Here is a 24233-nt window from a genome sequence, read left to right as displayed (position 1 = left end):
ATATTTACATCGAAACTTCTTAAAGCATAAGATAAAGGTTGGGTTTTAACCTTTGTTGGACTTTGACTTATGACCTCAGGCGGGCTAGGAGGCGGAACTGGACAATACAAAAAGTTGAGTAAGTTTGCCCAGGGCTATAGGGAAAATCTTTAGTCAGTTCTTCAAATAATAAAGATGAAAATAAGAAATTAAACATACACAAATTTACAAACAATCATGATAGGAGTTGTGAAATTGGCTTTATTAACAATTATTGAACACCCAAATGAAGTGCTTGAAACACCTTGTGAAAAAGTGACGACATTTGATAAAAATTTAGTAAAACTTTTAAATAATATGTATGAGACGATGCTTGCAGCTGATGGTGTTGGATTAGCAGCACCACAAGTTGGAATTCTGCAACAAGTAGCTGTAGTAGACGTTGAAGATGAGAATGGAAGAATTGATTTAATTAATCCAATCGTCATGGAAACCAAGGGTGAGCAAACCGATGTAGAAGGTTGTTTAAGTTTTCCAAACCTTTATGGGGATGTTACAAGACCTAGCTATGCAAAAATAAAAGCGCAAAATAAACGTGGGAAATATTTTATTATTGAGGCTCGTGGGTTTTTAGCTCGTGCACTTTTACATGAAATTGATCATTTAAATGGAGTTTTATTCACTTCTAAAGTATCAAAATACTATGAGGAAAGTGAATTAGAAGGGTAGGCAAAAGAATGACAAAGATCGTTTTTATGGGAACTCCAGATTTTTCAGTTCCCGTTTTAAGAAGATTAATTGAAGATGGATATGATGTTATAGGGGTAGTGACGCAGCCGGATCGTCCTGTTGGTCGAAAAAGAGTATTAACGCCACCTCCTGTTAAAGTTGAGGCTCTAAAGCATAATATTCCAGTATTACAACCTGAAAAAATACGTCTACCAGAAGAAACAGAAAAAGTATTGGCATTAAATCCAGATTTAATCGTAACAGCAGCTTTTGGGCAAATTCTCCCAAATGATATTTTAGAGGCGCCTCAATTTGGTTGTATAAATGTACATGCTTCTTTACTTCCAGAGCTAAGAGGTGGTGCACCAATTCACTATTCAATCATTCAAGGTAAAAGTGAAACTGGTGTAACAATCATGTATATGGTAGAAAAATTAGATGCTGGTGATATGTTATCTAGAGTCGTTGTTCCTATTGAAGAAAGTGATCATGTTGGGACGCTACACGATAAATTAAGTATTGCAGGTGCTAACTTGCTTTCTGAAACTATTCCACCTTTATTAAAAGGTGAAATTACTGCTAAAAAACAAGATGATAGTAATGTGAGCTTCGCAAGAAATATTAAGCGTGAAGAAGAGCTAATTAATTGGTCGAAAACTGGCGAGGAGATTTATAATCATATAAGAGGTTTACACCCTTGGCCAGTAGCTTATACTACATTAAACGGAGAAGTTTTAAAAGTTTGGTGGGGAGAGAAAGCTACTACAAATAAAACTGTTACTCCAGGTGAAATAATTGAAGTTCTAAATGATGGCATTTTAGTATCAACTGGAAATACTACTGCCATAAAGATTACAGATTTACAGCCTGCTGGTAAAAAGCGAATGGAAGCAAAACAATATATTAACGGTGCAGGTTCTTTTATTGAACGTGGAATGAAGTTAGGAGAATAACATGAGTAAAAATGTAAGAGAGATTGCCTTAGAGGCACTTCTTTCAGTTTATAAAAATCAATCGTATAGTAATTTGTTAGTAAATAACTATATTCAAAAGAATGATTTATCTTCTGCTGATTCGGGACTATTAACGGAAATTATCTATGGAACAATCCAAAGAGATAAATTATTAGATTTTTATTTAGAACCATTTATTAAAAATCAGAAGAAATTAGAAGAATGGGTTTATTTATTAATCAAGCTTTCTTTATATCAAATGCATTTTTTAGATCGAATACCTCCTCATGCAGTTTTAAATGAAGCGGTTGAAATTGCTAAAAAACGTGGCCATAAAGGAATCGCTTCTTTAGTTAATGGCGTTTTAAGAAATATTCAAAGAAATGGCTTGAAATCTATAGATGAAATAAAAGATCCAATTGAGAAGCTTTCAATTGAAACGAATCACCCGGAGTGGTTAATTGAACAGTGGGCAGATGAATTCGGTCTAGAAGAAACTAGAAAAATCTGTGAAGAGAATATACTACCACCATTTCAAACTGCAAGAGTTAATACGATGAAGGCGTCAAGAGAAGAAGTTCTTAAAATGTTAGAAGATGAGGGAGTACAGGCCAACGTAGGAAAACTGTCTCCATTTGCAATTGAAATACAAAAAGGCAATGTTGCTTATACGAATGCATTTAAAGAAGGCTATCTGTCAATCCAAGATGAGAGTTCGATGTTAGTCGCCCAAGCACTAGGTGTAACAAAAGGTGACGATGTATTAGATACTTGTGCAGCACCTGGAGGTAAGTCGACTCATATTGCTGAACTGTTAGACGGTTCTGGATCTGTGACTTCATTAGATTTACACAAGCATAAAGTGAAGCTTATTAAAGAACAAGCGAATCGTTTAGGCTTAAATAATATCGAAACAAAAGCTCTTGATGCTAGAAATGCGCCGCTTGAGTTTGAAGGAAGACTATTCGACAAAGTATTAGTTGATGCTCCTTGTTCAGGTTTAGGGGTTATTCGTCGTAAACCAGATATTTTATTGAAAAAGAATGCCACAGATGTGACAAATTTACAAAAAGTTCAAAAGTCTATTTTGGATGAAGCTTCAAAACTAGTTAAACCTGGTGGATCATTAGTATATAGTACTTGTACAGTGGGGCATGAAGAAAATATAGATGTAATAAATGCTTTTTTAGATGAACATCAAGAATATGAGTTAGATCATTCGTTGGTTGATCATTTACCAGAGAAATTAAATGAAAATAAATCGGTTCAAAATGGGTATGTACAACTTTTACCACATTATTTTGGAACGGATGGATTTTTTATTGCAAGATTAAGGAAGAAGGTGTAACGTTGAATTTAGAAAATACTACAAATTCAGTCAAAATAAAAAAGGAACATAAACCCTCAATTTACTCGTTAAAGGTGAGTGATTTAGAGGATTGGATAAAGGCTCAAAAGCAGCAGGTTTTCCGCGCGAAACAAATTTATAATTGGCTATATGTGCAACGAGTTGAAAGCTTTGAAGAAATGCAAAATATTCCAAAAGAATTACGTGTTTTACTTGAAGAAAATTTTACGATTACTACATTAAAAACGTTAGTAAAACAAACCTCTTCAGACGGTACAATGAAATTTTTATTTGAATTACATGATGGATATTCGATTGAAACTGTTTTAATGAGACATAATTATGGCAATTCTGTATGTGTAACGACACAAGTAGGTTGTCGAATTGGATGTACATTTTGTGCATCAACTCTTGGCGGTTTAAAACGAAATCTAGAAGCTGGCGAAATTGTTGCACAAGTTTTAGAAGTACAACGTGCAATCGATGAAGTCGAAGAAAGAGTAAGCTCAATTGTTGTTATGGGTATTGGTGAACCGTTTGATAACTACGATGGTTTAATGGATTTCTTAAGAATTGTAAATAGTGAAAAAGGTTTAAACATTGGTGCAAGACATATTACTGTTTCAACAAGTGGAATCATTCCAAAAATCTATAACTTTGCTGATGAAGGACTTCAAATTAATTTTGCAATCTCATTACACGCTCCTAATAGTGAGTTACGTTCTAAATTAATGCCGATTAATAGAGCATATAAATTACCGGATTTAATGGACGCTGTTCGTTACTATGTTGAAAAGACTGGTAGACGTGTTACGTTCGAATATGGTCTATTCGGTGGAGAGAATGATCAAGTTGAGCATGCAGAAGAACTTTCAAAACTACTAAAAGGAGTTAAATGTCATGTGAATTTAATTCCAGTAAACTATGTACCAGAAAGAAATTACGTAAGAACACCTAAGGAACAAATCTTTGCATTCGAAAAAGTATTAAAAAATAATAATATCAATGTTACAATTCGTCGTGAACAAGGTCATGATATAGATGCAGCTTGTGGACAGTTGCGTGCAAAGGAGCGTAAAGAGGAGACGAGGTGAAACAATGCAAACTTTTTTTCAAACTGATACGGGGAAAGTTCGTGGGCATAATGAAGATAGCGTAGGCATATTTTCGAACGATGCAGGAATCGTATTAGCTGTAGTTGCTGATGGAATGGGTGGTCATTTAGCAGGCGAAGTTGCCAGTATGATGGCGATCAATTTCCTCGAAGCAGAATGGAAAAATACTAGTAAATTTGATACACCAATCGAAGCCGAAGCATGGCTAAAAAACATTGTAGGACAATTAAATACAAACTTATTAGTTCATTCAGAACAAAATGAAGAGTGCAATGGGATGGGTACAACTCTTGAGGCAATCATTTGTACTCCTCTGTTTTTCACGCTAGCACATGTAGGGGATAGTAGAAGTTATTTATTGAACGACGAAGGTTTTAAACAAATAACAGAAGATCATACATTTGTTGCCGAACTCGTTAAATTTGGACAAATTTCTAGAGAGGATGCAGAAATACATCCTCGTAAAAATGTAATTACACGAGCACTTGGTACAGAGGAAACAGTTGATGTTGATATTAAAACTTTAACTTGGGAAGAAGATGATTTAATCCTTTTATGTTCAGATGGTTTATCTAATAAAATTACTAATGAACAATTAAATGAAAAATTAAATGAAAATCTTCCAATTGAAATAATCGGAAACCAGTTGATTTCACAAGCAAATGATCTCGGTGGAGAAGATAACATCACACTTGCCATTATTAAGTACGAGTCTAGAAATAATGAGAAGGGGTGATGATGAACGTGATGATTGGTAGACGCCTAAACGACCGATATAAAATTTTAAAATTAATTGGTACTGGCGGTATGGCAAACGTTTATTTAGCCCGTGATATGATATTAGATCGCGATGTAGCAGTTAAAATGCTAAAAGCTGATTTCTCAAACGATCCTGAATTCTTAAGAAGATTTCAACGTGAAGCATATTCTGTAACATCACTTTCTCATCCTAATATCGTAAGCTCGTATGACGTTGGGGAAGAGGATGGTTTACAATATATCGTAATGGAATATGTTGAAGGTGAGACTTTAAAGGAGTATATTCAGCACCATACTCCTATTAGACCAAAAGAAGTGATACGAATAATGGAGCAATTAGCTTCAGCGTTAGCACACGCTCATCATTTTCAAATTGTTCATAGAGATGTAAAACCGCAAAACATTTTAATAAATAAAGATGGTAACGTAAAAGTCACTGATTTTGGAATTGCAACAGCTTCGACAGCTGCTACAATTACTCAAACAAATTCAGTTCTTGGGTCTGTTCACTATCTTTCACCTGAACAAGCAAGAGGTGGAGTAGCTAATAAAAAGTCAGACATTTATTCTTTAGGTATTGTAATGTTTGAACTGTTAACTGGAAAACTACCATTTTCGGGTGAAAGTGCTGTTGCGGTTGCATTAAAACATTTACAAAGTGAAGTTCCACCACCGACAAAATATAATCCAGAAATACCGCAAAGTGTTGAAAATATAGTTTTAAAAGCAACTGCGAAAGATATTTTCTATCGATATGATTCAGCGGATGAAATGAAGCTCGATTTACAAACGGCTTTAGACACCGATCGATTGAATGAAAAACCTTTTGTTATCCCTACAAATGATGACGAAACGAAGATTATTCCAATCCTTAAAGATATTCCTGGATCGATAAATGATGATACTGTAGTAGTTCCAATAAAGATGAAATCAAATCAATCAAATCAATCAAATCAACCGAAAGACAATGTAAAAAAAGCTCCAGATAAAAATTTAAAACGAAAGAAGAAAAATTCTTTCGCAAAATTTATTATTGGGACTTTTATAGCACTTTTAATTAGTGGTTTATTAGCTATTACGTTAATACCTGCTTTGTTCTTACCAGAAGATGTAGAAATTCCTGATGTGAAGAATATGACATATGAAAGTGCTGTTACTTTACTTGCCTCAAAAGGATTGAAAATAAGCGATCCGAAAGAAATTTATGATAATGAAATTGATGAAGGAAAAGTAGTACAAACATCGCCTAATATTGGGGAAACTGTTAAAGAAAATTCATCAGTTACAATTTATAAATCTAAGGGAAAAAAAAGTAGTGAGATGGAAGATCTAAAAGGTTTTCAATACAGCACAATAAAGTCTCGATTACAAGATGATTATCGTTCGGTTACGACGCATTTTATCGAAAGTGATGAAACTGAAGGTGAAGTAATTGATCAATCTCCAAATATGGGAGCCGAAGTTGTCCCTTCAGAAACAGATTTAAACGTATGGATTAGTAAAGGTACAGCTACAGTAATCATTCGTGACCTTACTGGATGGTCTAGAAATGATGTTGAAGACTATGCAGGTGACAATAACTTAGTTCTTAGTGTTACGAAAGCAGAATCAGAAACAATTGCTGAAGACCATGTTATTTCCCAAAGCCCAGCTGCTACAGCTGCTATAAAGGAAGGCGGAAAACTTAGAGTAGTTATTTCTTCTGGGAAACCTAAAGAAAAGACGAAAAAAGTAACCATTAATGTACAAGTACCATATACACCGACTAATCCTAGTACCCCTCAGTTAATTGAGGTATTTATTACAGATAAAAATAATAATGGTGATAAACCTGCAATTTCAAAATCGATCACAGAAACAACTACAATTCCTGTAGAAGTGACAATTGATCCTGGACAAAAAGCTTCCTATAAAATTGTTAAAGATGGTCAAGTTATTGCAGAAAGAGATGTATCTTATCCATCGAATTAAATAGCTGTAGGAGTGAGTATATGCCAGAAGGCAAAATCGTAAAAGCATTGAGTGGGTTCTATTATGTCGAAACAAATGAAACGATCATTCAATGTCGTGGTAGAGGGAATTTTCGCAATAAGAAAATCACACCATTAGTTGGAGATGAAGTAGAATACCATTTAGAAAAGAGTGGAGAAGGCTATCTATTAGAAATAAAAGAGAGAAAAAATGAACTTGTTCGACCTCCGATTGCAAATGTCGATCAAGCCATTTTAGTCTTTTCAGCGGTAGAGCCCGATTTTTCTCCAATATTATTAGATCGATTTCTCGTTTTAATTGAATTTAATGAAATCAAACCGTTAATTGTTATAACGAAAATCGATTTATGTTCAGAAACGCAATTAAAATTAGTCTATGAATATGTTTCTTATTATCGCCAAATTGGATATGAAGTATGTTTAACTTCTTCAAAAACTGAGGAAGGTTTAGAAAAAGTACTACCTCATATGTCAAATAAAATTTCGGTCTTTGCAGGTCAATCAGGCGTTGGTAAGTCAACTTTACTAAATGCGATTAATCCAGAATTAGATCTAAAAACAGGCATAATCTCGACGCATTTAGGACGTGGTAAACATACTACTAGACATGTTGAATTAATTAAAATCGGTGAAGGATTAGTTGCCGATACACCTGGTTTTAGTTCATTAGACTTTCTAGGAATTGAAGCTGAAGATTTATCTTATTGCTTTGTTGAAATGCGAGAAAAAAGTCAAGAATGTAAATTTAGAGGTTGTACCCACTTAAAAGAACCTAAATGTGCTGTAAAAGCTGCAGTTGAAAGTGGGGAAATTTCTTCTAAGCGATATGACCATTACGTGTCATTCATGGAAGAAATAAGAGACAGAAAGCCGAGGTATTAGTCATGGTTAAAATTGCACCGTCAATTCTATCAGCAAATTTTGCTAAATTAGGAGACGAAATCTTAGATGTAGAACGTGGAGGAGCAGATTTAATTCACGTCGACGTGATGGATGGTCATTTTGTACCTAATATTACGATTGGACCACTAATTGTAGAAGCAATTAGACCAATAACGAAGCTTCCACTTGATGTACACTTAATGATCGAAAAACCTGATCAATACATAGAGCAATTTGTAAAAGCAGGAGCGGATATTATTACTGTTCATGTTGAGGCATGTACTCATTTACACCGTACGATTCAAAATATTAAATCATTCGGTATAAAAGCAGGAGTTGTTCTTAATCCAGCTACGCCTGTTTCAACAATTGAACATATTATTGATGATATCGATATGGTCCTTTTAATGACGGTTAATCCTGGTTTTGGTGGACAGAAATTTATTCACTCAGTTGTTCCTAAAATCAAGCAAGTTGCTAATTTGATTAAAGAGCGTAATTTATCTGTTGATATTGAAATAGACGGTGGTGTAGATGAACATACAGCTATTCTGTGCAAAGAAGCAGGTGCTACAGTTTTAGTTGCTGGCTCAGCCGTATATAATAAAGAAAACAGAAAAGAAGCAATAGAAAAAATTAGAGGTTAATATTAAATAATCTAAATATGAAACAAAAAATGCAATCGATTCGATTGCATTTTTTTTAAAGGTGGAAATTAAGTTGATAATACATATAGTAGGTGCAGGACCAAAAACGAATACAATTACAAACCTACCGCAAAATGACGAGAATTCAATCGTAATTGGAGTGGATAATGGAGCCCATTATATAATTGAAGAAGGATTGATTCCAGAAGCAATATTTGGTGATTTCGATTCTTTGGTTGATGAAAATTTAGAAAAGATAAAAAGGCTTGTACCAAATGTATTTATTTACCCTCCTGAAAAAGATGAAACAGATCTAGAACTTGCCATTCAATGGGCGATTAAGCAAAATCCTGAAAAAATAATCATTCATTGTGTAACCGGTAAACGTTTAGATCACGAATTTGGAAGTATAACTTTATTAATAAAGTTTATGAATTCGGAAGTACCCATTATGATTGTTGATGAATATAACGAGATTTATGTGATAAATGAAGGCACGCATCTGATTAATAAACAGAAACAGTTTAAATATGTATCATTTTTTTCATTAGGTACTTCAGTAGAAAATTTAACGCTAAAAGGCTTTAAATACCCCCTTACAAATCATTTATTGGAAATTGGTTCATCGTTATGTGTGAGCAATGAGATAGTGGAGGGTGTAGGGTCTATTTCCTTTACAAAAGGCATAGCTTTAGTAGTGAGGAGCAAAGATTAAAAATTTTCATGTCATAGTTTTTGCTAATAGCAAGTAGAATGTATTAGGGTTAATCTTTTCCTTAAAAATGCTAGAAAGCTTGTAGGAGGGAAAGCATGAGATTTTATACGATTAAATTACCTAAATTTCTTGGCGGACTTGTTCGCGCCATGCTGAGTACATTTAAAAAAGAAGGATAGTTGAAGTAGGGGTTTTTGGTTAGTTGCAATAGGAATCATAAAAAAAGTAAAAAAGCATAGCGGTTCGCTATGCTTTTTAGTACGTTAATAAATTAAACGCGCTCAATTTTACCTGATTTTAATGCTCTCGCTGAAACGTAAACACGCTTTGGTTTACCGTTTACTAAAATACGAACTTTTTGAAGGTTAGCACCCCAAGTACGTTTTGAAGCATTCATAGCGTGAGAGCGACTGTTACCAGAACGAGATTTTCTTCCTGTGATTACACAAACACGAGCCATCTATTTCCCTCCTTACAAAAACCGGAATAACATTTCAATGATTATTTTCATTAAGAAATACTACTATAATTTATCACACCGTTTAGCTTAATGCAACAGTTATTGGTAAGTTGTTCAAGAAAAAAACCTTGACATTGAATTGTATGGTATACTAAATATTAAGAGGGACCTTAAAAGAAATTCATAAAAAATTGTATTTTCTATAATTAACCATGAATATTATTAAAAAGCTAATAATAAAAGTGAGTCAATAGAATTATTTTGGAAAAAGGTATACAATAATAAGTAAGTAGTATAACTAACTATACATGGATTATCCAAATAAGGGGGACCAAATTATGTCATTAGAAATGAAAACGCAATATGGAACAATCGAGATTGGTACAGATGTAATCGCTACAATTGCTGGTGGAGCTGCCATTGATTGTTACGGTATTGTTGGAATGGCTTCTAAGAAACAAATTAAGGATGGTCTTACTGAAATCCTAAAAAAAGAAAACTTTACAAAAGGTGTTATTGTTCGCCAAATTGGTGAAGACGTTAATATCGATATGTACATAATTGTAAGCTATGGTACAAAGATTTCAGAAGTTGCTAATAACGTACAAAATAAAGTGAAGTATACACTTGATCAAACATTAGGCTTGTCTGTTGACTCAGTCAATATTTTTGTTCAAGGTGTAAAAGTAGCAAACCTGTAAGACGCATTAAGGAGGAGAATTTGTGTCGATAAAACGTATTGACGGTAAATTATTTGCAGATATGGTGATTCAAGGTGCAAATAACTTAACGAAAAATGTAAAATTTGTAGATTCATTAAATGTATTTCCTGTACCTGATGGTGACACTGGAACAAATATGAATCTTTCGATTACTTCTGGTTCAAAAGAAGTAAAAGAAAAACCGAATCATCATGTAGGAAAAGTTGGACAAAGCTTTGCAAAAGGCTTACTAATGGGAGCGCGTGGAAATTCTGGTGTTATCCTGTCTCAATTATTTAGAGGTTTTTCTAAATCAATCGAAGCTAAGGATACAATTTCAACAGCTGATTTTGCGCAAGCTTTAGAAGCGGGTGTAGAGACTGCTTATAAGGCTGTTATGAAGCCTATTGAAGGTACAATCTTAACAGTTGCAAGAGAAACGGCTAAAAAAGCGGTTGTAATTGCTAAAACTAATGAAGAGTTTATTCCATTTCTTGAGGAAACAATTGTTGAAGCAAAAGCATCATTAAATCGTACTCCAGATTTATTACCTGTATTAAAACAAGTTGGTGTAGTTGATAGTGGTGGTCAAGGTTTAGTCCTTGTATATGAAGGATTCTTAGCATCTTTAAAAGGTGAAGAAATTTCTTTAGAAGGTGCTGAAGCGACACTTTCACTAGAGGAGCTTGTGGAAGCAGAACATCGTAATGTACAAAGTATGTTAAATACTGAGGACATTGTCTATGGCTACTGTACTGAATTTATGGTGCGTTTTGAAAAAGATAAATTAAAAAAACAACCGTTTGACATTGATACTTTCCGTAAAGAGTTAAGTGCATGGGGTGATTCGCTATTAGTTGTTGCGGATGATGAAATTGTAAAAGTTCATATTCACGCTGAATACCCTGGTGAAGTTTTTAATTTAGGTCAACGATTTGGAAGCTTTTTAAAATTAAAAGCAGAGAATATGCGCGAACAACATACTAGCTTACTACATGAAGAGGTTTCAAATGAGTCTCCTTCTAAAAATGAGTCTATCCAAACTACTGAGCAACAAGAATTTGGGGTTGTAACTGTAGCAATGGGTTCAGGCATTAAAGCATTATTTGAAAGCATTGGAGCAACTGTTGTGATCGAGGGCGGTCAAACAATGAACCCAAGTACAGAAGACATTGTAAAAGCGATCGAACAGTGTAACGCCAAAAACGTCATTGTCCTTCCTAATAACGGGAATATCGTGATGGCTGCTGAACAAGCTGCGTCAGTCGCAGAATGTAATGTTGCTGTTGTGACGAGTAAATCAGTGCCTCAAGGAATGACTGCATTATTATCATTTAATCCAACGGCGTCATTAGATGAAAATAAAGTAGGGATGCAAGAAGCATTAAAAACAGTTAAAACAGGTCAAATAACATATGCTGTTAGAGATACTGAAATTGATGGTGTGGAAATAACGAAGGATCATTTCATGGGGATTCTTGAAAGTAAGATTGTAACAACAGATGCGAATCAATTTGAGGCTGCAAAGAAATTATTGCAAGATATGATTGATGAAGAGTCTGAAATTTTAACGATTTTATACGGTCAAGATGTATCTGACGAAGAAATTTCAAAATTAGTTGAATTTGCTGAAGAAAGCTTTGATCATTTAGAAATCGAAGTTCATAATGGAAATCAACCATTGTATTCGTATATTTTTTCAATCGAATAAAATAAAGTAAGAAAAGTGTAGAGAAATCTGTAAAATTTCTCTACACTTTTTTTGTAAAGAGAAGTATAAAATGGCAAATTTTATAATCACATAAGGAAGAAATGAAGAGATGCTTCTTTTTTTTTGCACATTATTTAACGACTAATGTAAAATAACGTAGAACTCTGTAGAAATTCGTATTACACTATAAGGTGGACATTGTTTTGTCTTTAATACAATTTTTTATATAAATGAATTGTTAATACGTAAGAAAAACTAAATTAACACGCTTTTAATTAACGTAATGGGGGAAACGTGATGAAATATAAAAGTGTTTTTGACATTATTGGTCCAATTATGATTGGTCCATCAAGTTCACATACAGCTGGAGCGGCTAAAATTGGCCGTGTAGCGAGAAATCTTTATGGAAAAGAACCAAAGAAGGTTTTAATTTCATTATATGGTTCTTTTGCTAAAACTTATCGAGGACATGGTACAGATGTAGCACTAGTCGGTGGATTATTAGACTTTGATACATTTGATGAGCGTATTCCAGAGTCATTAAAAATTGCTACTGGAAATGGAATGTCTGTTGATTTCGTTGAGGAAGATGCAGTTACTGAACATCCAAATACAGTAAAAATTACAATACTAGATGACGATCAACCATTTGAATTAGTAGGAATTTCAATTGGTGGTGGAAAAATTGAAATTATTGAGTTGAATGGATTTGAACTTAAGCTTTCGGGTAATTACCCTGCAATACTTGTCGTGCATAATGATCGCTTCGGTTCAATTGCAGGTGTAACAAATGTACTGATGAAGTATGCTGTGAATATTGGTCATATGGAAGTTTCACGTAAAGAAGTAGGACAAATAGCATTAATGGCAATCGAAGTTGACCAAGACTTAGATGAAAAAGTAATACAAGAAATAGAATCTTTACCACATATCATTCGCGTTACGAAAATGGTTGATTAAGGAGAGGGGGATAATAATGTTTAAAAATGTTGCAGAATTAGTAGAATTAGCTGAATCTAAAAATGTAAAAGTTTCAGAAATAATGATCCAACAAGAGATGCAATTTACTGGGAGAAGTCGTGAAGAAATTATCGCGAAAATGGATCAAAATCTTGTAGTTATGGAAAAGGCAGTTGAAAGAGGGTTAGCAGGTGTGCATTCGCCAACAGGATTAACTGGTGGAGATGCTGTATTACTTCAAAATTATATTGCCAAAGGAAATTCTCTTTCGGGTACTCTACTTTTAGATGCCGTAAGTAAAGCAGTTGCGACAAATGAAGTAAATGCTGCAATGGGTACAATTTGTGCGACTCCTACAGCAGGGTCTGCTGGGGTAGTGCCAGGTACACTTTTTGCAGTAAAAAATAAATTAAATCCTACTCGAATGCAAATGATCGAATTCTTATTTGCTTCTGGGGCATTCGGTTTTGTTGTAGCTAATAATGCGTCTATTTCAGGTGCTGCAGGTGGTTGTCAAGCCGAAGTGGGCTCTGCTAGTGGTATGGCTGCAGCAGCGATTGTAGAAATGGCTGGAGGCTCTCCAAGTCAAAGTGCTCAAGCATTTGCTATTACATTAAAGAATATGCTTGGTTTAGTTTGTGACCCAGTTGCAGGGTTAGTAGAGGTTCCTTGCGTTAAGCGAAATGCAATGGGTGCTGCAAATGCAATGGTAGCTGCAGATATGGCTTTAGCTGGTATTACAAGTCGTATTCCATGCGATGAAGTAATTGATGCTATGTATCGAATTGGACAAACAATGCCATCTGCTCTAAGAGAAACTGCAGAAGGAGGACTAGCGGCAACGCCAACAGGACGAGAATTAGAAGCAAAGATATTTGGTGTTTCGCTAAAAAAATAGTGAGTATTGAATTAGAACAAAAAGTATCTATATTAAGTGGTGTTGGTGAGGAAACGGAAATACAGCTAAACGATATGGGTATTTTTACAATAAATGACTTAATCGAGTATTTACCATATCGATATGAGGATTATCGAAATAAAGAGTTATCAGAAGTAAAACATGAAGAGCGCGTGACAGTTGAAGGGATTGTTCATAGCGCTCCTCTTCTTCAATATTTTGGTAAGAACAAATCACGTTTAACATTTAGAGTCTTAGTAGATCGTTACTTAATTACTGTTATTTGTTTTAATCGACCTTATTTTAAAACGAAATTAAATTTAAATGAACACGTAACGATTACTGGTAAATGGGATCAACATAAACAATCTATTACTTTATCTGAGCTTGTTTTTGGTGCTCGTACGAATAGCCATGAAATTGAACCTGTCTATTCAATTAAAGGGAAAATGTCTGTCAAAACTATGAGAAAATTTGTTGACCAGTCATTTAAAAAGTTTGGACATTTAATAAATGATTTAATACCAACAGAATTAATTCATAATTATAAACTATTGAATCGTTCAGAAACGATGAGATTGCTTCACCATCCGATCGATGCAAATAGTTTAAAACAAGCTAGAAGAAGTTTTGTTTATGAAGAGTTTTTTCTATTTCAGTTGAAAATGCAAGCCCTTCGAAAAATTCAACGCAATCAGTCTAAAGGCATTTCAAAAGTATTAAAAAATGATAAAATTCAACAACTAATCCAATCCCTACCATTTCCTCTGACATCAGCTCAAAATAGAGTTGTACAAGAAATATTCAACGATTTAGAAAGTCCGTATCGCATGAATCGCTTATTACAAGGTGATGTTGGTTCCGGAAAAACTGTTGTCGCTACCATTGCTTTATATGCATGTACACTTGATGGCTATCAAGGGGCATTAATGGTACCTACAGAAATTTTAGCTGAACAACATTTTGAATCGTTATCAAAAATGCTACAGCATACAGATATGAAAGTTGAACTTCTTACTAGTTCAGTAAAAGGAAAAAAGCGTCGTGAGATTCTCGAAAGATTAAAAAACGGAGACGTTCATATATTAGTCGGTACGCATGCTTTAATTCAAGATGAGGTTCAATTTAATAAATTAGGGATTGTCATAACAGATGAGCAACATCGATTTGGTGTTGGTCAACGAAGAGTGTTAAGAGAAAAAGGTTATTTCCCTGATGTTTTATTTATGACAGCGACTCCGATCCCTAGAACGTTAGCGATCACTGCTTTTGGAGAAATGGATGTTTCGATTATTGACGAATATCCGGCTGGACGTAAGAAAATAGAAACGTATTGGGTTAAACAAGAAATGTTTGATCGTGTTTTAGATTTTATAGGTAAAGAGATCAAAAACGGGAGACAAGCATATTTGATTTGCCCCCTTATTGAAGAATCTGAAAAACTAGATCTTCAAAATGCATTAGATTTGCATAGTGTACTATCATTCCATTATAAAAATATGGCAAAGGTAGGATTAATGCATGGGAAGCTCTCCTCTTCTGAAAAAGATGAAGTAATGAAGGACTTTGCAGCAAATGAAGTTCAAATTTTAGTATCAACTACGGTTGTAGAAGTAGGTGTAAATGTTCCTAATGCAACTGTAATGGTTATTTATGACGCTGATCGATTTGGACTTTCACAATTACATCAGTTAAGAGGGCGAGTTGGACGTGGTTCTGAGCAGTCGTATTGTGTTTTAGTAGGAGATCCAAAAAGTGAAGTAGGGAAAGAAAGACTAACAATCATGACGGAAACAAATGATGGTTTTGAGCTAAGCGAAAAGGATTTAGAGCTTAGAGGACCAGGAGATTTCTTTGGGAAACAACAAAGTGGAGTACCTGAATTTAAAATGGCTGATATGGTACATGATTATCGTGCTCTAGAGGTTGCAAGAAATGATGCTACATTATTAGTTAATTCAGATGTTTTTTGGAAAGCTAATAAATATCAAGTGTTAAGAACGTACTTAGAACGAACGGGAATATTTGATTCAGAAAAATTAGATTAGTACTAGGTATTAAAAGTTTGTCAAAAAACTATTGTAATACATGGATTTTTAATATAAACTGTATTTAATACCTGGTCACAAATTGGTAGTAGAGGTATGTAATATGAGAAGAAATAAAAAAGATCGTCATGAATTGTTAAAAAAAATTATAAAAGAAAATCCGTTTATTACAGATGAAGATTTAGCTAGTCAATTATCTGTGAGCATACAAACTATTCGTCTTGATCGTCTTGAATTATCAATTCCTGAGCTAAGAGAACGTATCAAAAATGTTGCAACTCAGCAATTGGAAGATGTAAAATCACTACCTGTAGATGAAATAATCGGTGAAGTGATTGATATCCATTTAAACGAAAGTGCGATTTCGATATTTGATGTGAAGGAAGAGCATACTTTTAGTAGGAATGGTATTGCACGTGGTCATCACCTATTTGCACAAGCTAATTCTTTAGCTGTTGCAGTTATTCATGATGATTTAGCATTAACTGCTAAGTCAAATTTTGTTTTTATTAAACCAGTAAGAACAAATGATCGAGTAATTGCTAAGGCGAAGGTTTTACCGCAAACAGGAGATCCGAGGCGTACAACAGTTGATATCAATGGATACGTTGAAAAAGAGCATGTATTCCAAGGCTTATTTGAAATGTATCACCGAAGTATTGAAGAATAGGAAGTGAATTAGGATGAAGTTAGCAATCGATGCAATGGGTGGCGATCATGCCCCAAAAGCAATCGTTGAAGGTGCGATGCTTGCAGTTGAAAAATTAAATGATATACATATAACTTTGATTGGTGATGAATCAAAAATAAAACCATTCTTAACCAATAATAAAAATATAACAATTATCCATACAGATGAAGTGATTGAAGGTACTGAGGAGCCAGTTAGAGCAGTTAGAAGAAAGAAAAATGCTTCAATGGTTTTAATGGCAAATCAAGTAAAAGAAGGTAATGCTGATGCATGTATTTCCGCGGGAAATACTGGAGCTTTAATGACTGCAGGACTTTTAGTTGTTGGTCGAATGGAAGGTGTAGAAAGACCTGCCCTTTCACCTACAATGCCTACTTTAGACGGCAAAGGCTTTGTTTTCCTTGATGTTGGAGCAAATGTCGATGCAAAAGCAAATCACTTACTTCAATATGCGATAATGGGGTCTATCTATGCCCAAAAAGTAAGAGGAATTAATAATCCAACTGTTGGCTTATTAAATGTCGGTACTGAAGATAAAAAAGGAAATGAACTGACTAAACAAACATTTCAGTTACTAAAAGAATCTAATTTGAATTTTATCGGAAATGTTGAAGCAAGGGACTTGATGAACTCAGTTGCAGATGTTGTTGTTACTGATGGGTATACTGGAAATATAGCCTTAAAAGCGATTGAAGGTACCGCGCTTGCAATGTTTTCGTTAATAAAAGATGCGATGCTTACTAATTTCACATCAAAGCTTGCAGCAGCTGTATTAAAACCAAACTTAAAAGGCGTAAAAAAGAAAATGGATTACGCTGAATATGGTGGAGCAGCATTATTTGGCTTAAAATCACCTGTTATTAAAGCGCATGGTAGTTCTGATGCTTTAGGTATTTTTAGTGCAATTAAGCAAACTAAAACGATGGTTGAACATGATGTGATAAAACAAGTAAGTGATCACATGGAGAAAATCGAATCAAAAGCATAAGGGGGTCACTCCATTGGGTAAAGTGGCGTTTATTTTTCCTGGACAAGGATCACAAAAAGTAGGAATGGGTAAAGATCTAGCTGAAAGCTATAATGAGTGTGGGGCAATATTTGAATCTGCTAATGAACACTTAGGGTTCAGCCTTTCTAATATTATTTTCAATGGGACAGATGAAGAGTTAACTGCTACATATCATGCACAACCTGCAATTTTAACTACTTCAATTGCAATGCTTGAGAAAATAAAAGAAGCTGGCATTAAACCAGACTTCGTTGCTGGACATAGTTTAGGTGAATTTACTGCACTTGTAGCGGCAGATGCGATCTCTTTTGAAGATGGTGTTAAATTAGTTCATAAGCGTGGTCAATTAATGGAGAAAGCTGTACCAGTAGGTCAAGGTGCTATGGCAGCGGTATTATTTTTAGCTCCAGAAAAAATTGAAGAAGTTGTTTCTGAAGTAAATAAAAATGGTCACTCTGTAGGAATTGCGAATTATAACTCTCCTACACAAGTTGTTATTACAGGAGATGCAGAAGGCGTTCAAATCGCTTCTGGCTTACTTAAAGAAGCTGGAGCAAAACGTGTACTACCATTAAAGGTAAGTGGACCTTTCCATTCATCATTAATGAAACCTGCAAGTGAAGATTTCCAAAATGAACTTGGTAAAATAAATGTTAATGACTGTGTAACTCCATTAATTTCAAATGTTACTGCGAACGTTGTGACAGATGCAAATGAAATTAAAGAATTATTAGTTAATCAATTATACTCACCAGTTAAATGGAATCAATCAATTCAAGAATTAGTTAACCAAGGTGTTGATACATTTGTTGAGATTGGTCCTGGTAAGGTTTTAACTGGATTAGTAAAAGCAATCTCTCCATCATCTAAATTAGTAAATGTTTATGATGTTGAAACATTAAACCAGTTTTTAAATGAGTGGGAGGAAATGAAATCATGCTAAATGGTAAAGTTGCTTTAGTAACTGGTGGATCTAGAGGTATTGGACGAGCAATCGCCTTATCTTTAGCAAAAAATGGTGCAAATGTAGTTGTTAACTATTCTGGTAATGAGGCTGCTGCTCTTAAAGTTGTAGAGGAAATTACAGCTCTTGGAGTAAAAGCGATTGCATATAAAGCAAACGTATCAAATAGTGAAGAAGTTGCAGCATTAGTAAAAAATACTGTTGATGAATTCGGAAGTATTGATATACTAGTAAACAATGCAGGTATTACTAGAGACGGTCTTTTATTACGTATGAAAGATGCTGATTGGGACGATGTAATTGACACGAACCTAAAAGGTGTATTCAACTGTATTAAAGCAGCAGCGAAGTTTATGACTCGTCAACGTAATGGCCGTATCATTAATATTAGTTCAGTTGTAGGACAAATTGGTAATCCTGGACAAATGAACTATGTAGCAGCTAAAGCTGGTGTATTAGGCTTAACAAAAACGGCTGCAAAAGAATTAGCTTCAAGAAATATTACAGTTAATGCAATCGCACCTGGTTTTATTGAAACTGATATGACAAATGAATTAAATGAGCAAGTTAGAACACAAATGTTATCTAATATTCCATTGCAATCATTTGGACAACCAGAAGATATCGCACATGCAGTAGTATTCTTAGCAATGGATGCTAGTAGATACATTACAGGACAAACAATTAATGTTGATGGCGGACTTGTAATGATTTAGTTTGGCGTTTGCCTAAATTTTATGTATAATGCTTAAGTAGACAATCTTTGGGGGGAGGTGAATAATAATGCAAGACGTATTAGAGCGTGTATCAAAGATTATTGTTGACCGTTTAGGTGTAGAAGAATCTGAGATCCAAATTACAAGTCGTTTCAAAGAAGACTTAGACGCAGACTCATTAGATGTTGTTGAATTAGTAATGCAATTAGAAGATGAGTTTGAATTAGAAATTTCAGACGAAGATGCTGAAAAAATCGTCACAGTTGGTGATGTTGTGAACTACATAGAGAGCAACATGTAATGAGAAAAGTCCCGTATTTTATGCGGGACTTCTCATCATTTTCTTAACTAGTAGGTTTAGCAGCATATCAAACTGTTTTTTAGTTGGAGGTAAATATGCCGCATTCAAGAAGAGTAAGAGAATTTAAACTATCTGATCATGAAAAAGAGAATTTTGTAAATTTCCAAAAGCAAATTAACATTATGTTTAATAATGAAGGCTTGCTTATTCAAGCGTTTACACATTCATCCTATGTGAATGAGCATCGTAAAAAACCATATGAAGATAATGAGAGATTAGAATATTTAGGGGATGCTGTTTTAGAACTTACAGTTTCACAATATTTATTCCAAAAATATGACACAATGAGTGAAGGCGAGTTAACTAAGTTACGTGCCGCAATCGTTTGTGAACCATCGTTAGTAAAATTTGCGAACGAATTAGATTTTGGTCGATTTATTTTACTTGGTCGCGGTGAAGAAATGACAGGTGGTCGGACACGTCCGGCACTTTTAGCAGATGTTTTTGAAGCATTCATTGGATCATTATATTTAGATCAAGGACTACAAACAGTTATTAACTTCTTATCACTTCATATATTCCCAAAAATAAACGATGGTGCTTTTTCGCATGTGATGGATTTTAAAAGTCAATTACAAGAGTTTGTTCAAAGAGATTCTACAGGTTCAATAGAGTATAAAATACTACAAGAAAAAGGACCTGCTCATAACCGCGAATTTGTTTCTAAAGTGTTATTAAATGGAGAAACATTAGGAATTGGTAGTGGAAGATCTAAAAAAGAAGCTGAGCAACAGGCAGCTAAAGAAGCGTTAATAAAACTAAAAGAGTCAAGTAAATAGATTTCTTAAAATCTAGTAGAAGCTTGCCAAATAAACGATAAAACTTGATTTTTAGATTGATTGCAAGCGCTTGACATATAAATGCATGAATACTTTCGAGGAGCGAAAGTTATCTTTAATGGTAATCGCGCACCGCAAAAGACGGCGAAGCATTGAAAGCGAGCGTTTGGCGGGCAATCTGCTCCCCCTTTTATGGGGGAGTTTTTGTGTATATAATTAAATCAAAAAGGGGGAATTCAGTTGTTCCTCAAACGACTAGATATAATTGGATTTAAATCATTCGCTCAGCGAGTTACGATAGATTTTGTAAAAGGTGTTACTGCAGTAGTAGGACCAAACGGAAGTGGTAAAAGTAATATTACAGATGCAATCAGATGGGTTCTAGGTGAGCAGTCTGTTAAATCATTGCGCGGAGCAAAAATGGAAGATATCATTTTTGCCGGCAGTGAAGGAAGAAAGCCTTTAAATTATGCAGAGGTTACGCTCACATTAGATAATGAAGATCAGCAATTACCACTTGAATATAGCGAAGTAAGTGTAACAAGACGAGTTTACCGTTCGGGTGATAGTGATTTTTATATTAATAAACAATCATGTCGATTAAAAGATATTGTTGATTTATTTATGGATTCTGGACTAGGGAGAGAAGCGTTCTCTATTATCTCTCAAGGAAAGGTCGAAGAAATTTTAAGTAGTAAGCCGGAAGATCGAAGAGGGATTTTTGAAGAAGCGGCTGGAGTTTTAAAGTATAAAACTCGAAAGAAAAAAGCTGAAGCGAAATTATTTGAAACACAAGAAAATTTAAATCGTGTGGATGATATTTTATTTGAATTAGGTTCCCAAATAGAACCACTACGAATGCAGGCTTCAATTGCAAAAGAATACATAGAACATAGAGATGAGTTAGAGAAGGTTGAAGCTGCTCTATTAGTATACGAAATTGAATCGCTCCATCAAAAATGGGAAGAGTTAAAAAAAGAAATTGCACAAAATTCTGATATCGAAATCTCATTATCGACGGAGATTTCAATAGATGAATCAAAGCAACATGAATTACAAGACAAATTAACTGCATTAGATGAGTCGATTGATCAATTGCAACAAGTCTTATTAACCGTAACGAAAAACTTGGAAAAATATGAAGGTCAGAAAGAGTTAATGAAGGAACGAAAAAGAAATACTTCGACTCAATCTGAACAATTAAGAAAACAAGTAGATGAAGTTACTGAACAAATTAACGTGACTAAAATATTAATCGAAACTGAAAAAGCACAAGAAAAATTATCTCGTCAAAATGTAAATAAAACTAAAACGAGTATTGTTGACATTCAAAATGAAATTACTTCCTATGAGGGAGATATTGAAGAACAAATCGAATTGATTAAATCAGATTATATCGAACTCTTAAATAATCAAGCATCGATTAAAAATGAAAAAACAATGCTCGAAAAACAAAGTCAACAATTCTCTGTAAAATCGAGTCGATTAGATGTAGAAAATGAAAAATACATTCGTCAAAGAGAAGAATTACAACATAGAAAAACAGAATTGCTTAATGAGAAACAACAAGTTGATCTTAATTTTCAAGCATTAAATGAAAAATTTGAATCTTCAACTATTCAACTTCAGGAAACTACAGATGTATTAAAGGAAAAAGAAGAATTATTATCTAATGCTTATCAATTTATTCAACAAACAAAGTCACGTAAAGAAACTCTTGAAGAACTTCAAGAAGACTTTGCTGGGTTTAATCAAGGCGTTAAAGAAATTTTAAAAGCAAGAGGCACGAGATTAGAAGGTATTAAAGGTGCAATTGCTGAACTTATTTCAACGAATAAACAATATGAAACTGCGATTGAAATTGCGCTAGGTGCGGCTACACAACAAATTGTTGTACAAAATGATGAGCATGCTAGAAGAGCAATTCAATTTTTAAAGCAGCAACGACTTGGTCGAGCTACATTCTTACCAATGAATATTGTGAAAGCTCGTTCTGTGCCATCAAATCTAATTGATAGCTTAAAAAGAAATCCTTCTTTCATCGGCGTTGCTTCATCGCTAGTTAGTTATTCAAATGAATATGAACAAGTAGTTCAAAATTTACTTGGGACTGTTTTAATAGCTCAAGATTTAAAGAGTGCCAATGAACTTGCTAAGCTCGTTGGTCATCGTTATCGCTTTGTCACGCTTGAAGGTGATGTTGTCAATCCGGGTGGTGCTATGACCGGTGGTGCAGTACGAACAACAAATGCCTCACTTATTGGGAGACAAAGAGAGTTAGAGGAAATAACGATTAAGCTTGATGATATGCAGGAAAAGACTACTTCAGTAGAACGTGAAGTCCAAACACTTAAAGCGTTGTATCAAGAAAAAACTACTGAAGCCCAAAGCTTAAATGGTGAAATGCATTCGGTTAAGCAAGTAATTGATTCGATTATGGAACAATTAAAAAGTATCGAATTTCAAGAAAAAAATATCAATGATGCTTTAGCAATCTATGATTTAGAAATGGGTAGCTCAGCAAGTGATTTAATAAAGGTAAAAGACCGTCTAGGGGAATTAGCAACATTAGAAGCTAATATAAAACAAGAGATTATTACCAAAGAGCAGAAGATTAATGAATTAACTGAACGTAAACTAAATCAAAAAGAAATAAAAGATGAATTACAATCAAAGTTAACAAGTTTTAAAATTTCTCTCGCACAGGAAGAACAAAAATTAAGTTATAGTATCGAACGAATTCGTCAATTTGAAGAAAATGAGTTAAAACAAAAGCAGGTTCTTGAAGAAACAAGGGACAAAATTATTTTCTTATCAAGCGAACTTATGACAAATGAAAATGGTAAGGAAGAATTGGAGAAAATAATTTCTGAAACTCGAAATGAATTTTCAAAAACAACTGAAATCATTTCGAAACGTCGAGAGCAACGAATTGCTTACCAAACAGAGTTAGAAGATTATGTTCAGTCTTTACGTGAAAAGCAACGTCAATATAAATCACTTTCTGATTTGTTAAAGCAACAAGAAGTAAATAGTAATCGACTTGATGTTGAATTAGAAAACCGCCTACAACAACTGAATGTTACGTATATGACGACTTATGAAGCGGCAAAAGTAAAATATACATTAGAAATGACAGTTGATGAGGCAAGTAAGCGAGTAAAACTTTTAAAACGTTCAATCGAAGAACTAGGTACTGTTAATATCGGTGCAATTGATGAGTATGAACGAGTTTCTGAGCGTCATGATTTTCTACAGGAACAAAGAACTGATTTAAACGAAGCTAAAACTACACTTTACAATGTAATCAGTGAAATGGATGAAGAAATGACGAAGCGCTTTGAATCAAGTTTTTCCGCAATTCGTGAAAAATTCCAAGTCGTCTTTACACAACTGTTTGGTGGAGGCCGAGCGGATTTAATACTGACGGATGCAGAAAACTTATTATTAACAGGTGTTGATATAGTCGCGCAGCCACCAGGTAAAAAACTTCAAAATTTAAGTCTTTTATCTGGCGGTGAGAGAGCACTTACGGCAATCGCATTATTGTTTGCCATTTTACAAGTTCGTCCAGTACCTTTCTGTGTACTTGATGAGGTTGAAGCTGCACTAGACGAAGCCAATGTAGCTCGATTTGCAAAATTCCTAAAATACTTTAGTGAACAAACGCAGTTTATTGTCATAACACACCGTAAAGGAACGATGGAAGAATGTGATGTGCTATACGGAGTAACAATGCAAGAATACGGTGTTTCAACTCTTGTATCTGTCCGTTTAGATGAAGGTGAAGCATTACTATCGAATGGTAATTAGAAAG

General features: G+C 34.3%; 23 protein-coding genes. 22 read left to right on the top strand and 1 reads right to left on the bottom strand.

Going from position 1 to position 24233, the window contains the following annotated elements; genetic code table 11:
- The first annotated feature begins 234 nt into the window (after nt 1-234).
- The 10 genes from def (at nt 235) to spoVM (ending at nt 9297) form a co-directional block, all read left to right on the top strand.
- A complete protein-coding gene (gene def, locus CN692_RS02955) occupies nt 235-708 on the top strand; it encodes a peptide deformylase (protein WP_098117537.1) in 474 nt (157 codons plus the stop codon).
- An 8-nt stretch (nt 709-716) separates the two neighbouring features.
- The gene (fmt, locus tag CN692_RS02950; protein WP_098117535.1) at nt 717-1661 is read left to right on the top strand and encodes a methionyl-tRNA formyltransferase; all 945 of its coding nucleotides are present in this window, start codon (nt 717-719) and stop codon (nt 1659-1661) included.
- 1 nt (nt 1662) lies between these two features.
- Nucleotides 1663-3009 carry a 16S rRNA (cytosine(967)-C(5))-methyltransferase RsmB gene (gene rsmB, locus CN692_RS02945; RefSeq protein WP_098117533.1) on the top strand — a complete coding sequence of 449 codons (1347 nt, stop codon included), beginning with the start codon at nt 1663-1665 and terminating at the stop codon, nt 3007-3009.
- Between the two features lie 2 nt (nt 3010-3011).
- Nucleotides 3012-4103 carry a 23S rRNA (adenine(2503)-C(2))-methyltransferase RlmN gene (rlmN, locus tag CN692_RS02940; protein ID WP_172445262.1) on the top strand — a complete coding sequence of 364 codons (1092 nt, stop codon included), beginning with the start codon at nt 3012-3014 and terminating at the stop codon, nt 4101-4103.
- A gap of 4 nt (nt 4104-4107) precedes the next feature.
- Nucleotides 4108-4860: a Stp1/IreP family PP2C-type Ser/Thr phosphatase gene (locus CN692_RS02935; RefSeq protein ID WP_098117530.1), complete on the top strand. Its 753-nt coding sequence runs from the start codon at nt 4108-4110 to the stop codon at nt 4858-4860.
- Nucleotides 4861-4868: 8 nt separating this feature from the next.
- Nucleotides 4869-6854 carry a Stk1 family PASTA domain-containing Ser/Thr kinase gene (gene pknB, locus CN692_RS02930; RefSeq protein WP_098117770.1) on the top strand — a complete coding sequence of 662 codons (1986 nt, stop codon included), beginning with the start codon at nt 4869-4871 and terminating at the stop codon, nt 6852-6854.
- A 20-nt stretch (nt 6855-6874) separates the two neighbouring features.
- Nucleotides 6875-7756 (top strand): ribosome small subunit-dependent GTPase A, encoded by an 882-nt coding sequence (gene rsgA, locus CN692_RS02925; RefSeq protein WP_098117527.1) that lies wholly within the window; start codon nt 6875-6877, stop codon nt 7754-7756.
- 2 nt (nt 7757-7758) lie between these two features.
- A complete protein-coding gene (rpe, locus tag CN692_RS02920) occupies nt 7759-8403 on the top strand; it encodes a ribulose-phosphate 3-epimerase (protein ID WP_098117525.1) in 645 nt (214 codons plus the stop codon).
- Between the two features lie 73 nt (nt 8404-8476).
- Nucleotides 8477-9118 carry a thiamine diphosphokinase gene (locus CN692_RS02915; RefSeq protein ID WP_179874356.1) on the top strand — a complete coding sequence of 214 codons (642 nt, stop codon included), beginning with the start codon at nt 8477-8479 and terminating at the stop codon, nt 9116-9118.
- A gap of 95 nt (nt 9119-9213) precedes the next feature.
- Nucleotides 9214-9297 (top strand): stage V sporulation protein SpoVM, encoded by an 84-nt coding sequence (gene spoVM / locus CN692_RS02910; RefSeq protein ID WP_098117521.1) that lies wholly within the window; start codon nt 9214-9216, stop codon nt 9295-9297.
- A 92-nt stretch (nt 9298-9389) separates the two neighbouring features.
- Here the strand turns inward: spoVM and rpmB are convergent, their stop codons facing one another.
- Nucleotides 9390-9578: a 50S ribosomal protein L28 gene (gene rpmB / locus CN692_RS02905; RefSeq protein ID WP_025568947.1), complete on the bottom strand. Its 189-nt coding sequence runs from the start codon at nt 9576-9578 to the stop codon at nt 9390-9392.
- Nucleotides 9579-9916: 338 nt separating this feature from the next.
- Between rpmB and CN692_RS02900 the strand changes: the two genes are divergently transcribed.
- From CN692_RS02900 to smc, 12 genes are all read left to right on the top strand, one after another.
- Nucleotides 9917-10279: an Asp23/Gls24 family envelope stress response protein gene (locus CN692_RS02900; protein ID WP_088069388.1), complete on the top strand. Its 363-nt coding sequence runs from the start codon at nt 9917-9919 to the stop codon at nt 10277-10279.
- Nucleotides 10280-10301: 22 nt separating this feature from the next.
- The gene (locus CN692_RS02895) at nt 10302-11990 is read left to right on the top strand and encodes a DAK2 domain-containing protein (RefSeq protein WP_098117519.1); all 1689 of its coding nucleotides are present in this window, start codon (nt 10302-10304) and stop codon (nt 11988-11990) included.
- 297 nt (nt 11991-12287) lie between these two features.
- Nucleotides 12288-12950 carry an L-serine ammonia-lyase, iron-sulfur-dependent subunit beta gene (gene sdaAB / locus CN692_RS02890; protein ID WP_098117517.1) on the top strand — a complete coding sequence of 221 codons (663 nt, stop codon included), beginning with the start codon at nt 12288-12290 and terminating at the stop codon, nt 12948-12950.
- 16 nt (nt 12951-12966) lie between these two features.
- Complete coding sequence (sdaAA, locus tag CN692_RS02885; protein ID WP_098117515.1) at nt 12967-13848, top strand: L-serine ammonia-lyase, iron-sulfur-dependent, subunit alpha; 882 nt, start codon at nt 12967-12969, stop codon at nt 13846-13848.
- Nucleotides 13848-15896 carry an ATP-dependent DNA helicase RecG gene (gene recG / locus CN692_RS02880; protein ID WP_098117513.1) on the top strand — a complete coding sequence of 683 codons (2049 nt, stop codon included), beginning with the start codon at nt 13848-13850 and terminating at the stop codon, nt 15894-15896. Before sdaAA ends, recG begins: the two co-directional genes overlap by 1 nt.
- Nucleotides 15897-15999: 103 nt before the next feature.
- On the top strand, nt 16000-16566 hold the full coding sequence (gene fapR, locus CN692_RS02875; RefSeq protein ID WP_098117511.1) for a transcription factor FapR: 567 nt from the start codon (nt 16000-16002) through the stop codon (nt 16564-16566).
- Nucleotides 16567-16579: 13 nt separating this feature from the next.
- Nucleotides 16580-17575 (top strand): phosphate acyltransferase PlsX, encoded by a 996-nt coding sequence (plsX, locus tag CN692_RS02870; protein ID WP_098117509.1) that lies wholly within the window; start codon nt 16580-16582, stop codon nt 17573-17575.
- A gap of 13 nt (nt 17576-17588) precedes the next feature.
- Complete coding sequence (gene fabD / locus CN692_RS02865) at nt 17589-18539, top strand: ACP S-malonyltransferase (protein WP_098117508.1); 951 nt, start codon at nt 17589-17591, stop codon at nt 18537-18539.
- Nucleotides 18533-19276, top strand: coding sequence for a 3-oxoacyl-[acyl-carrier-protein] reductase (gene fabG / locus CN692_RS02860; RefSeq protein ID WP_098117506.1), 744 nt, complete (start codon nt 18533-18535; stop codon nt 19274-19276). Before fabD ends, fabG begins: the two co-directional genes overlap by 7 nt.
- A 67-nt stretch (nt 19277-19343) precedes the next feature.
- Nucleotides 19344-19577 (top strand): acyl carrier protein, encoded by a 234-nt coding sequence (acpP, locus tag CN692_RS02855; RefSeq protein WP_025568936.1) that lies wholly within the window; start codon nt 19344-19346, stop codon nt 19575-19577.
- 95 nt (nt 19578-19672) lie between these two features.
- Entirely contained in the window at nt 19673-20416 is a 744-nt protein-coding gene (gene rnc / locus CN692_RS02850; RefSeq protein ID WP_098117505.1) for a ribonuclease III, read from the top strand.
- Nucleotides 20417-20656: 240 nt separating this feature from the next.
- Nucleotides 20657-24229: a chromosome segregation protein SMC gene (gene smc / locus CN692_RS02845; RefSeq protein WP_098117503.1), complete on the top strand. Its 3573-nt coding sequence runs from the start codon at nt 20657-20659 to the stop codon at nt 24227-24229.
- The last annotated feature ends 4 nt before the right edge of the window (nt 24230-24233 follow it).

It is taken from the genome of Bacillus sp. AFS002410, from assembly GCF_002556365.1.
Lineage (GTDB): Bacteria > Bacillota > Bacilli > Bacillales > Bacillaceae_G > Gottfriedia.
This window is presented reverse-complemented; position numbering and strand designations above follow the sequence as displayed.